Origin of the sequence: Streptomyces verrucosisporus, assembly GCF_017114865.1 — a bacterium.
Lineage (GTDB): Bacteria > Actinomycetota > Actinomycetes > Streptomycetales > Streptomycetaceae > Streptomyces > Streptomyces fenghuangensis.
Window position 1 is genome coordinate 26,014 of sequence record NZ_JADEYH010000006.1, and the last position, 11,552, is coordinate 37,565.

Here is an 11,552-nt window from a genome sequence, read left to right on the forward strand (position 1 = left end):
TTCCCCCACGCCGTGCCGCAGCCCGGTCCGCAGTCCGATCCGCACCGGGCCGTGGCCCATCTGACCCCCGGCAACTGGGACACCGCCGTACGGCTGCTGCTGCGCAAGGCCCTGTCGGAGTTCTCCCACGAGCGCCTGCTGGTCCCCGCCGAACTGGGCGGCGGACGCTACGCCGTCACCGGCGGCGGGGACGGGGACGGCCGCGAGGGGACCGAGTACCGCTTCACGGCCCGCCTGATGGCGCTCGACCACTGGCAGATCGACGCCGGCAGCATCACCCGCCACCGCGGCGACACCGAACTTCCCCTGGACGCCTTCGCGTTCTTCACCGAGTTCCGCGGCGCCCTGGGCCTGAGCGACGAGATCCTGCCCGTCTACCTGGAGGAGATCAGCTCCACCCTGGCGAGCACCGCGTACAAACTGGCGAAGGAGCCGGTCACCGCCGCCGAGCTGGCCGGCTCCGGTTTCCAGGCGATCGAGACCGGTATGACCGAGGGTCATCCCTGCTTCGTCGCCAACAACGGCCGCCTGGGCTTCGGGATCCACGAGTACCTGGCCTACGCGCCCGAGACCGCGGCCCCGGTACGGCTGCTGTGGGTGGCCGCCCACAGCGACCACACCACCTTCACCTGCTCGGCCGACACCGACTACCGCACACTGCTGCGCGCCGAACTCGGCGAGGCCGCCCTGGACCGGTTCGACTCCGTCCTGCGCGGCCAGGGCCTGGACCCGGCGGACTACCTGCTGATCCCCGTCCACCCCTGGCAGTGGTGGAACAAGCTCGCCGTGACCTTCTCCGCCGAGGTCGCCCAGCGCCGGATCGTGCTGCTGGGCGAGGGCGAGGACGAGTACCTGGCCCAGCAGTCCATCCGCACCTTCTTCAACACCTCAGCGCCGGGCAAGCACTACGTCAAGACGGCCCTGTCCGTGCTGAACATGGGCTTCATGCGGGGTCTGTCGGCGGCCTACATGGAGGCCACCCCCGCCATCAACGACTGGCTGGCCGACCTGGTGGCCAAGGACCCCGTACTGCGCGCCACCGGGCTGGAGATCATCCGCGAACGCGCCGCCGTCGGCTACCGCCACCCCGGCTACGAGGCCGCCACCGACCGCTACTCGCCCTACCGCAAGATGCTCGCGGCCCTGTGGCGCGAGAGCCCCGTCCCCGCCCTGGAGGAGGGGGAGCGCCTGGCCACCATGGCGTCCCTGCTCCACACCGACACCGAGGGGGGCTCGCTGGCCGCCGCGCTGATCGAGCGCTCGGGCCTGACCCCCGAGGTCTGGCTGGGCCGCTACCTGGACGCCTACCTCACCCCGCTGCTGCACAGCTTCTACGCCTACGACCTGGCGTACATGCCGCACGGCGAGAACGTCATCCTCGTCCTGGAGGACGACACGGTGGCGCGGGCGGTGTTCAAGGACATCGCCGAGGAGATCGTCGTGATGGACTCCGGCGTGGAGCTGCCGCCCGAGGTGGAGCGCGTCCGCGCCGAGACACCCGAGGACATGCGGCTGCTGGCGATCCTCACCGACGTCTTCGACTGCTTCCTGCGCCACCTCGGCGCGATCCTCGCCGACCGGGGCGTGCTGAGCGAGGACGCCTTCTGGCGCACCGTCGCCGAGGCGGTGGTCCGCTACCAGGAGTCCGTGCCGGAGCTGGCCGGGCGGTTCGAGCGGTACGACATCTTCGCCGAGGAGTTCGCGCTGTCCTGCCTCAACCGGCTCCAGCTGCGCGACAACCGGCAGATGGTGGACCTGGCGGACCCCTCCGGCGCGCTCCAGCTCGTCGGCAGCCTGAGGAACCCCATCGCCCCCTACGCCCCGGGGAGGGCCTGACCCACCGTGGTGACGACCGACCCGGTCACCGGCGCCGGCCCGGCGCCCGGTCCCGCACCCGATCCGGCGGCGGCCGGACCGCCCGGAGGGCACCCCGCACGCTGGGCGATCCTGGCCGTGGTCTGCCTGGCCGAGCTCGTCGTGGTGCTCGACAACACCGTGCTCAACGTGGCGATCCCGTCGCTGACCGGCGAGCTGGGCGCGTCCACCGCCGACATCCAGTGGATGATCAACGCCTACGCCCTGGTGCAGGCGGGCCTGCTGCTCGCGGCGGGCAACGCCGCCGACCGCTACGGACGCAAGCGGATGCTGCTGGCCGGGCTGGCCCTGTTCGGGGCCGGCTCGCTGGCGGCGGGGCTCGCCTCCTCCGCCGCCCAGCTCATCGCGGCCCGCGCGGGCATGGGCGTGGGCGCGGCGCTGCTGCTGACGACCACCCTCGCCGTCGTCATGCAGGTCTTCGACGCGAGCGAGCGGCCCAGGGCCATCGGCCTGTGGGCCGCCGTCAACGCCCTGGGTTTCGCCTCCGGGCCGGTCGTCGGCGGGCTGGTGCTCAGCCACTACTGGTGGGGTGCGGTCTTCCTGATCAACATCCCGGTGGTGCTTATCGGCCTGATCGCCGTGGCGGTCCTCGTCCCCGAGAGCCGCGACCCGCGCGGCGGCCGCCTCGACCTGCCGGGCCTGGTGCTCTCCGTCACCGGCATGACCTGTGTGGTCTACGCCGTCATCGCCGGGCCGGAGGAGGGCTGGGGCTCTCCCCGCATCCTGGTGCCGGCCGTGCTGGGCGCCGCCGTGCTGGCGCTCTTCCTGCGCTGGGAGCGGCACACGGACCATCCGATGCTGGACCCGGCCCTGTTCCGCAGCCGCCGCTTCACCGGGGCGGTGACGGGTGTCGTGCTGATCACCTTCGGCAGCGGCGGTGCCCTGTACCTGCTCACGCAGCAGTTCCAGTTCGTCCGCGGCGACAGCCCGCTCCAGGCGGGTATGGCCGTGGCGCCCTTCGCGCTGACGGTGGTGCTGGTGAACTTCACCGGTGTCTCCGCACGGCTGATCACGCGCTTCGGCCTGCCGGTGATGATCGCCTCGGGCATGGCCGTGATGGCGGCCGGCCTCGCGGTCGTCGCCCTCGTCGGCGGCGGGGGCTACGGCGGGATCCTGTTCGGCCTGGTGCTGATGGGGGCTGGCTGCGGCTGCGCCAACCCGGCCATCGCCGAGGCCGTCATGAGCTCGATCCCCAGGGAGAAGGCGGGCGCGGGGGCCGGTGTCAACGGCACCCTCACGGAGATGGGCGCCGGTCTGGGCGTCGCCGTCCTGGGAGCGGTCCTGGCCTCCCGGTTCGCCGCCCTGCTGCCGGACTCGGCCGGCACCGCGCGGTCGCTGCCCGCCGCGCTGGCCCGGGTCTCCCGGGAGGCGGATCTGGCCGCGGTCGCCGAGGCGTTCGCCTCCGGCCTGCGGACCGGGCAGCTGGCCGGCGCCGCGGCGGTCCTCGCGGGCGGCTGCGCGGCCGGTCTGCTGCTGGGCCGCGCCGGGCGGTCCGGCGCCGGGAAGGGGAGCTGAGCATGGCCGTGAGGGTCTACCGGGACGCCTGGGGCGTACCGCATCTGCGCGCGGACGGCGCGGACGAGCTGGCGTACGCCCAGGGACGCAACGCGGCGGCCGACCGCGCCTGGCAGATCGAGGTCGAGCGGCACCGCGCGCAGGGCACCACCGCGTCGTTCCTCGGCGCGGAGGCCGTCTCCTGGGACCGGTTCGCGCGGCGGGTGCGGCTGGAGGACACCGCCCGGCGGTGCATGGAGGCCCTGGAGCGCGAGGATCCCGGCACCGCCGCCTGGGTCCGCTCCTACGTCGACGGGGTCAACGACGGGCTGGCGGAAGGGGCCGCCCGGGCCCCGGAGTTCGCCGCCACCGGCCTGGCCCCCGGCCGCTGGCGGCCGTGGACGCCGCTGGGCGTCTGGCTGTCGGCGCACATCCTGTTCGCGGGCTTCCCGGCCAAGCTCTGGCGCGACGCCGTCGCCCGCCGGCTCGGCCCCGAGTGGGTGGGGGTGTTCGCCACCGACGGGCCCGGCACCTCCGGCAGCAACGGCTGGCTCGTTCCGGCGGAGCGCACCACCACGGGTTCCGCGATCGTCGCGGGCGACCCCCACCGGTTCATCGAGGCCCCGGGGGTCTACCAGCAGATCCGGCTGGCCTGCCCGGAGTTCGACGTCATCGGCCTCGCCGTCCCCGGCGTCCCCGGCATCGCCCACTTCGGCCACGCCGGCCGGGTGGCCTGGGCCATCACCAACGCCATGGCCGACTACCAGGACCTCTACCGCGAACGGCTGCGGCGCACCGGGCCGGGCGGGGAACGGGTGGAGGCGCTGGGACCGGACGGGTGGCGGCCCGCCGAGCGCCGCGTGGAGACGATCGAGGTGGCCGGCGGCGAGCCCGTGACGGTCGAGGTGATCGAGACCGAGCGCGGGCCCGTCATAGCCGACGGTGACGAGGCGGCGCACTGGGCGGATCCGGGCCTCCCGGTACAGGACTCCCCGGCTCATGGCTCCTCCGCCCCCGGTGCCCCGGTCCCGGAGGTCTTCGGCGCGCTCTCCCTGCGCCACCCCCCTCGGGTGAGCGCGGACCTCGGCTTCGGTGTGCTTCCCGCCCTGCTGCGGGCCCGCTCCGTCACCGACGTCGACCGTGCCCTGGACGGCTGGGTGGAGCCCGTCAACGTCGTCCTCGCCGCCGACACCGCGGGCGGGACGCTGCACCGGGTGGCGGGCGCCGTTCCCGTGCGCCATCCGGACAACCGGATACAGGTCGTGCCCGCCTGGGAGCCCCGGCACGCCTGGCGGGCCCGGTACGGGCCGATGCCGCGCGAACGCGTGGAGGGCGTCGCGGTCATGGCCAACCAGCGCGGCATCGCCGGACCCCTCGGTGTGGAGTTCGCGCCGCCGCACCGGGCCGAACGCATCCGGGAGCTGCTGGCGGAGCGGGCCGTGTGGTCCGCGAAGGACATGGCGGCCGTCCACCGCGACACCCTGCTGGCCTCGGCCGCGCCCCTGCTGGACCTGCTGGCGCGTACCGGCCCCGGGGAACTGGGGCCGGACGCACGGCGGTTGCGGGAGCGGCTGCTGGACTGGGACCGCCGTATGGACGCCGACAGCGTGGGCGCCGCCTCCTTCGCCGCCGTGCGCACCGCTACGGTCAGGCTGCTGGCGCAGCATCCGCTGCTGCGGCCGCTGGCGGAGCCGCCGCCCGCGCCGGAGGTCTTCCGTCCCTGGCTCGCGCTCGTACCCCGTGTCGGATACGCCCTGGAGCACCTGCTGACCACGGACCGGCTGCCGCTCGCGGACCGGGCCGGGGCCGTACGGGCGGCCGTCGAGGAGGTGGCGGCCGGCGAGGCCGCCGTCCAGGGCCCTCCGGCGCGGTGGGGCGACGCCCACCGGCTCGCGCCCTGGCAGGCGCTGCCGGCCGATCCCGGCGAGCCCTGGCCCTCCCTGGCGGGCGACCACGACTGCGTGCTGGCCACCTCCAGCGTTCCCGGGGTCACCGATCTCAGCGCCCGCGCCTCCGCCGCCCGCTACGTGTGGGACCTCGCCCGCCGCGAGGACAGCGCCTGGGTGGTGCCGCTCGGCGCCTCGGGCGTGCCCGGGGACCCGCACCACCGCGACCAGCTTTCGCTGTGGGCGCGCTGCGAGCTGGTCCCGGTCGTCACCGACTGGGGCCAGCTCACCGAGGAGCCCGCCGCGCCGCCGGTACCATCCGTACCGTCCGCAGCCTCCGACCGAGGAGAGAAGTGACCGACCCGGCCGCGCCCTCCGGCGCCTCCGCCCCCTCCGCGCCCTCGGCTCCCCGGTGCCGCGAGGCCGTGCACGAGGCCCGCGTCGAGGGCTTCGGCACGGTCCGCGTCGTCCCCGTGGACCCCGCCCGCGACATCGATCTGATCCACGACTGGGTGACCCGGGAGCGGGCCCGCTTCTGGGGGATGGCGGACCACACCCGCGAACAGGTCCTGGAGATCTACGAGTACCTGGACTCCCTGTCCACGCACCACGCCTACCTGATCCACCTCGACGACCGGCCGGTCGCCCTCTTCCAGACCTACGAGCCGGACGCCGACCCGGTCGGCGAGTACTACGAGGTGCGGCCGGGGGACTACGGTCTCCATCTGATGATCGGCCCTGCGGACGGCGGGGCGCGGCCGGGCTTCACCGGCACCCTGCTGACCGTCTTCCTGTCCCGTCTGCTGGCCGAGGACCCCGGCCGCAGGCGGATCGTCGCCGAGCCGGACGCCCGCAACGAGAAGGCGGTATCCCGGCTGCTGCGGACCGGTTTCGTCCTCGGTCCCGAGATCGAGCTGCCGCACAAGCGGGCCCGGTTGGTCTTCCTGGACCGGGACGCCTTCCTCTCCCGCACCGACTCCCGGCCCTTCTGAGGGGCCGGGCGTCCCCGGCGCGGCCCGGCTGTGCCGGTGGGTGCGGCTACGGTATCGCCGTGATCGATTCCGACGACGTCCGACGTATCGCGCTGTCCCTCCCGGAGACCGTGGAGAAGGAGGCGTGGAGCATGCCCACCTTCCGGGTGGCCGGGAAGATGTACATCACCGTCCCCGACGACGAGACCTCCTTCGCCGTGCGCTGCCCGCGCCATGAGCGCACCGAACTGATCGCGGCCGAGCCGGAGAAGTTCTGGGTGCCGCCCCACGAGGCGTCCTCGGCGTGGGTGCGGGTCAGGCTGGCCGCCCTGGAGGACGTCGCCGAGCTGCGGGACATTCTCGTCGACTCCTGGCGGCAGGCGGCTCCCGAGCGGCTGCTGGAGGCGCATCCGGATCTGGTGCCCGGCGGTGCGGTGGGCTCCGGGGGATAGTCCGGCGCCCGGCCGGCGGGCGCGGGGCCGCTCACCGCCGGCGGCCGGACGCCTCCGCCCCCCGTCCGCGTCCGCCGGCGCCGGTGCCCGCACCGGCGCCGCGCTGCCGCAGGACCTTCAGTGCGGTCTCGCACCACTGAAGGTTCTCGCGCTCGAACGCGATGCCGCGCAGCAGTGTGAGGTAGGGGCCCACGCGTTCGGCCCGCGCGAAGTACTCCTCCTCGGTGCGCCCGTCCAGCAGCTTGGCGCGCCCCCGCTCGTAGCGGGCCAGTTTGGCCGTCGACCACTTCAGTTGCGTCTCGACGGCGGCCCTGACCCCCTCGATGTCGCCCGCGTCGGCGCTCTGGACCTTCACCAGCAGCTCGTCGCGGATGACGGTGGGCCGGGCGAGGGCGGCGGCGGTGTAGTCGCGCAGTGCGGCGTATCCCGCCTCGGTCAGGGAGAACAGCCGCTTGTTGGGCCTGCGTTCCTGCTGGACGACGCGGGCCTCCACGAGCCCTTCCCGCTCCATGCGCTCGAGTTCGCGGTAGAGCTGCTGGGGGGTGGCGGTCCAGAAGTCGGCGACCGAGGAGTCGAATCCCTTGGCCAGGTCCCAGCCCGACGCCTCGCCTTCCAGTAGGGCCGCCATCACCGCGTTGCGCAGAGCCATCCCCGTATTGGAGCACGGGGGCGACCTGCCGACAAATCGACTGTTCCGCGTCGGCTCCCCCTTCGGATCCGTGCCGGCGGGCGCGGCCCCGGCCCGGTGTGGACAGGCTCCCCGCCAGGATTTACTCTCCAACGCACCTAGTAAACTTTTTGTCTATCGAGGTGGTCGGCATGAACCCCTTCCGGCGCGCCGTGGAGGCCCGCGACGAGCAGGCGCTGGCGGACCTGCTGGCCGAGGACGTCGTCTTCACCAGCCCCGTCGCGTTCAGGCCCTACGAGGGCAGGGCGATCACCGCGGCGATCCTGCGCGGTGTGATGCGGGTCTTCGAGGACTTCTCCTACACCCGTGAGTTCTCCGGTCCTGACGGCCGCGACCACGCCCTCGTCTTCACCGCCACGGTCGGCGGCCGGCGGATCCAGGGCTGCGACTTCCTGCACTTCGACGAGGACGGCAGGATCGACGACCTCACCGTCATGGTCCGCCCGCTGTCCGCCGCCCAGGCGCTGGCCGAGGCCATGGGCGCGCAGTTCGAGCGGATCTCGCGCGAGGCCGCCGGCCGCTGACCTCCGGCCCGTCCCGCTCCTCCTGCCACCACCCCCCCTTCCCTCCTTCCGCCGCACCGCCCTCACCCGCACCGAACCGGGAGACCGACCGCATGACCGCCTATCCCCATCTGCTCCGGCCGCTGGACCTGGGCTTCACCACCCTGCCCAACCGGGTCCTCATGGGCTCGATGCACGTCGGTCTGGAGGAGGCCCCCGACGGCTTCTCCCGGATGGCGGCCTTCTACGCCGAGCGCGCCCGCGGCGGCGTCGGCCTGATCGTCACCGGCGGCATAGCCCCCAACGAGGCCGGACGCCCCTACCCCGGCGGCGCCATGCTCACCACCGAGGAGGAGGCCGAACGCCACCGCGCCGTCACCGACGCCGTCCACGCCGAGGGCGGCCGCATCGCGATGCAGATCCTCCACTTCGGCCGCTACGCCTACCACCCCGACCTCGTCGCCCCGAGCCCGCTGAAGGCCCCGATCAGCCCCCACACCCCGCGCGAACTCACCGACGCCGAGATCGAGCAGACCATCGAGGACTTCGCCCACAGCGCCGCACTCGCCCGGTCCGCGGGCTACGACGGCGTGGAGATCATGGGCTCCGAGGGCTACCTGATCAACGAGTTCATCGCCTCCGCCACCAACCACCGCACCGACCGCTGGGGCGGCTCGTACGCCAACCGCACGCGCTTCCCCGTCGAGATCGTGCGCCGGGTCCGCGAGCGCGTCGGCGAGGACTTCATCATCGTCTACCGCCTGTCCATGCTCGACCTGGTGCCCGGCGGCTCCACCTTCCCCGAGGTCGTCGAGCTGGCCCGCGCCGTCGAGGCCGCGGGCGCCACCATCATCAACACCGGCATCGGCTGGCACGAGGCGCGTGTCCCCACCATCGCCACCTCCGTACCCCGCGGCGCCTTCACCTGGGTGACCCGCAAGCTGATGGGGTCCGTCTCCGTCCCGCTGGTCGCCTGCAACCGCATCAACAACCCCGAACTGGCCGAGCGGATCCTCGCCGACGGCGACGCCGACATGGTCTCCCTGGCCCGCCCCATGCTCGCCGACGCCGACTTCGTCGCCAAGGCCGCCGCCGGCACCCCCGAGGCGATCAACACCTGCATCGGCTGCAACCAGGCCTGCCTCGACCACACCTTCAGCCTCAAGATCACCTCCTGCCTGGTCAACCCCCGGGCCTGCCACGAGACCGAGCTGGTCCTGGAGCCCACCCGCCGGGTCAAGGACCTCGCGGTGGTCGGCGCCGGACCGGCCGGGCTCGCCTTCGCCGTCTCCGCGGCCGAGCGCGGCCACACCGTCACCCTGTACGACGCCGCATCCGAGGTCGGCGGGCAGCTCAACACCGCCCGCCGCGTCCCCGGCAAGCAGGAGTTCGACGAGACCCTGCGCTACTACCGCCACCGGCTCGACACCCTCGGCGTCCGGCTTCGCCTGGGCACCGAGGTCACCGCGGAGCAGCTCGCGGACGCCGGCCACGACGAGATCGTCCTGGCCACCGGCGTCACCCCCCGCGTCCCCGGGATCCCCGGCATCGACCACCCCAGCGTGGTGGGCTACCTCGACGTCCTCCACGGCCGCAGGCCCGTCGGCCGGCGCGTGGCGATCCTGGGCGCGGGCGGCATCGGCTTCGACGTCGCCGCCTATCTCACCCACCCCGGTCCGGACGGCGGACCGGGCGAACCGGAGAGCACCGAGGCGTTCCTCACCCGCTGGGGCGTCGACACCGAGCACCGCTCCCCCGGTGGCCTGGCCGAGCCCGTCCGCCCCGCCGGCGAGCGCACCGTCCACCTGCTCCAGCGCAAGACGAGCAAGGTCGGCGCGGGCCTGGGCAGGACCACCGGCTGGATCCACCGCACCGAGCTCAGGCAGCGCGGCGTCACCATGCTCCCCGGTGTCGCCTACGAGCGCATCGACGACGAGGGCCTGCACATCACCGTCGACGGACGGCCCCGGGTGCTGCCGGTGGACACCGTCGTGCTGTGCACCGGGCAGGAGCCCCGGCGCGACCTGTACGACGAGCTGTCCGGGCGCGGCGTGAAGGCCCATCTCATCGGTGGCGCCGACATCGCCGCCGAACTCGACGCCAAGCGCGCGATCGACCAGGGCACCCGCCTGGCGGCCGCCCTGTAGGACACGGGCCGGTGGCCGTCCCCGTCCGTTCCACTCCTCCCGTGCGGGGCGGGAGGGGCGGCCGTCAGCCGCGCAGGGCCGCCTCGACGACGGCCGCCCACTGGGCCACGACCCGCTCGCGGCGGGCGCCGTCGTCGGTCAGGAGGTTGGCCAGACCCAGGCCGCGGGCCATGTCGAGCAGTCCCTGCACGGTCTCCCGCACCCCCGGCACGCTCTCGTCCGTGCCCAGCAGACGCACCGCCATGCGGTGCGTCTCCCGGCCGATGCGCGCCTCCAGCGCGACCACCCGGGGCGCGAGCTGGGGTTCGTTGGAGGCGGCCACCCACAGCTGGAGCGCGGCACGGAAGAGCTCGCCGGTGTAGAGGCCGACGATCGCCTCGACGGCCTCCCGGACGCCGGCCGGCCTGGGCAGGTCCCGCAGAACGGCCGACCGTTCCTCGGCGACGTACTCCACCGCCGCTGTGAACAGGTCCTCGCGGGTGGGGAAGTGGTGCTGGGCCGCCCCGCGGGTGACGCCCGCGTGCTCGGCGACGACCGCGACCGTGCTGCCCGTCCAGCCGCGCTCGGCCAGGCAGGCCACCGCGGACTGGAGCAGACGCCGCCGGGTGGCGCGGCTGCGGTCCTGCTTGGGCGCGTTGCCCCGTGCGGTCAGTGGTGCACCCATCGGGGGTCCCGTCGTTCGAGGAAGGCGGACATGCCCTCGCGCGCCTCACTTGAGGCGAACAGCCGCGCGGAGAGCTCCGCCAGGCTATCGGTGCCCCGGTCGAAGGCCCGTAGCACCTCCGCCGTGACCAGGCGTTTGGACTCCGCCAGGCCCTGCGGCGAGGCTCGCCGCAGCCCGTCCAGGACCGGCTCCAGCGCGGCGTCCACGTCCTCGGCGGCGACGGTGACCAGCCCGATGCGGGCCGCCTCCGCCGCGCCGAACCGCTCGCCGGTCAGGTAGTACCGTCCGGCCGCCCGCGCGTCCAGCCTCGGCAGCAGCGGCAGGGAGATCACCGCGGGGGCCAGCCCGAGGCGCGCCTCGGTGAAGGCGAAGGTCGCTCCGGGGCCGGCCACCGCGATGTCGCAGGCGCCCACCAGCCCCGCCCCGCCCGCCCGTACGTGTCCGGTGACGCGGGCGACGACGGGCTTGGGGAAGGCCACGACCGTGCGCAGCAGCCGGGCCAGGCCCAGGGGCGCGTCGGTCGGCCCGGCCGCCGCACCGGCCTCGCTCAGATCGGCACCGGCGCAGAAGGTGGTGCCGGTGTGGGTGAGCAGCACCGCCCGGGTGCCCGGGTCGCGCCCGGCCGACTCCAGGTGCGCGTACAGCTCGCCCACCAGCCGGGCGGAGAGCGCGTTGCGGTTGTGCGGCGAGTCGAGGGTGAGGTTGGTGACGCCCCGCCACGCCGAACTCCGCACCAGGGGGCTGCGCTCGCCGCCGCCCCTGCCCTCGCCGGCCTCCGTGCCTCTCATACCGTGGTACTCCTCTCCTGCTCCCGTTCACCGGCCCCCGGTTCGCGCCATGCGGTGTCGTGGAGGGCCCGGTCGAGGTGTGGG

At 74.1% G+C, this 11,552-nt stretch carries 10 protein-coding genes; 7 read left to right on the top strand and 3 right to left on the bottom strand.

Going from position 1 to position 11,552, the window contains the following annotated elements; all coding sequences use genetic code 11:
• Window positions 1-12: 12 nt before the first annotated feature.
• Genes IQ279_RS09645 through IQ279_RS09665 form a run of 5 tightly spaced genes read left to right on the top strand, consistent with a single transcriptional unit; the run spans window position 13 to window position 6,678 of the window.
• Window positions 13-1,836: an IucA/IucC family protein gene (locus IQ279_RS09645; protein ID WP_206348093.1), complete on the top strand. Its 1,824-nt coding sequence runs from the start codon at window positions 13-15 to the stop codon at window positions 1,834-1,836.
• A 9-nt stretch (window positions 1,837-1,845) separates the two neighbouring features.
• Entirely contained in the window at window positions 1,846-3,390 is a 1,545-nt protein-coding gene (locus tag IQ279_RS09650) for a DHA2 family efflux MFS transporter permease subunit (protein WP_206348094.1), read from the top strand.
• Between the two features lie 2 nt (window positions 3,391-3,392).
• A complete protein-coding gene (locus tag IQ279_RS09655; protein ID WP_206347962.1) occupies window positions 3,393-5,612 on the top strand; it encodes a penicillin acylase family protein in 2,220 nt (739 codons plus the stop codon).
• Entirely contained in the window at window positions 5,609-6,247 is a 639-nt protein-coding gene (locus IQ279_RS09660) for a GNAT family N-acetyltransferase (protein WP_206347963.1), read from the top strand. The genes IQ279_RS09655 and IQ279_RS09660 overlap by 4 nt, the downstream gene beginning before the upstream one ends.
• A 59-nt stretch (window positions 6,248-6,306) precedes the next feature.
• Window positions 6,307-6,678, top strand: coding sequence for an MmcQ/YjbR family DNA-binding protein (locus IQ279_RS09665; RefSeq protein WP_206347964.1), 372 nt, complete (start codon window positions 6,307-6,309; stop codon window positions 6,676-6,678).
• 31 nt (window positions 6,679-6,709) lie between these two features.
• Here IQ279_RS09665 and IQ279_RS09670 read toward each other — a convergent pair whose 3' ends face one another.
• The gene (locus IQ279_RS09670; RefSeq protein WP_206347965.1) at window positions 6,710-7,327 is read right to left on the bottom strand and encodes a PadR family transcriptional regulator; all 618 of its coding nucleotides are present in this window, start codon (window positions 7,325-7,327) and stop codon (window positions 6,710-6,712) included.
• A 170-nt stretch (window positions 7,328-7,497) separates the two neighbouring features.
• Between IQ279_RS09670 and IQ279_RS09675 the strand changes: the two genes are divergently transcribed.
• Complete coding sequence (locus IQ279_RS09675; RefSeq protein ID WP_206347966.1) at window positions 7,498-7,890, top strand: nuclear transport factor 2 family protein; 393 nt, start codon at window positions 7,498-7,500, stop codon at window positions 7,888-7,890.
• Between the two features lie 92 nt (window positions 7,891-7,982).
• Window positions 7,983-10,016 carry an NADPH-dependent 2,4-dienoyl-CoA reductase gene (locus IQ279_RS09680; RefSeq protein ID WP_206347967.1) on the top strand — a complete coding sequence of 678 codons (2,034 nt, stop codon included), beginning with the start codon at window positions 7,983-7,985 and terminating at the stop codon, window positions 10,014-10,016.
• A gap of 64 nt (window positions 10,017-10,080) precedes the next feature.
• Here IQ279_RS09680 and IQ279_RS09685 read toward each other — a convergent pair whose 3' ends face one another.
• Window positions 10,081-10,680: a TetR/AcrR family transcriptional regulator gene (locus tag IQ279_RS09685; RefSeq protein ID WP_206347968.1), complete on the bottom strand. Its 600-nt coding sequence runs from the start codon at window positions 10,678-10,680 to the stop codon at window positions 10,081-10,083.
• Window positions 10,665-11,468 (bottom strand): enoyl-CoA hydratase family protein, encoded by an 804-nt coding sequence (locus tag IQ279_RS09690; protein WP_206347969.1) that lies wholly within the window; start codon window positions 11,466-11,468, stop codon window positions 10,665-10,667. The genes IQ279_RS09685 and IQ279_RS09690 overlap by 16 nt, the downstream gene beginning before the upstream one ends.
• Window positions 11,469-11,552 lie beyond the last annotated feature (84 nt).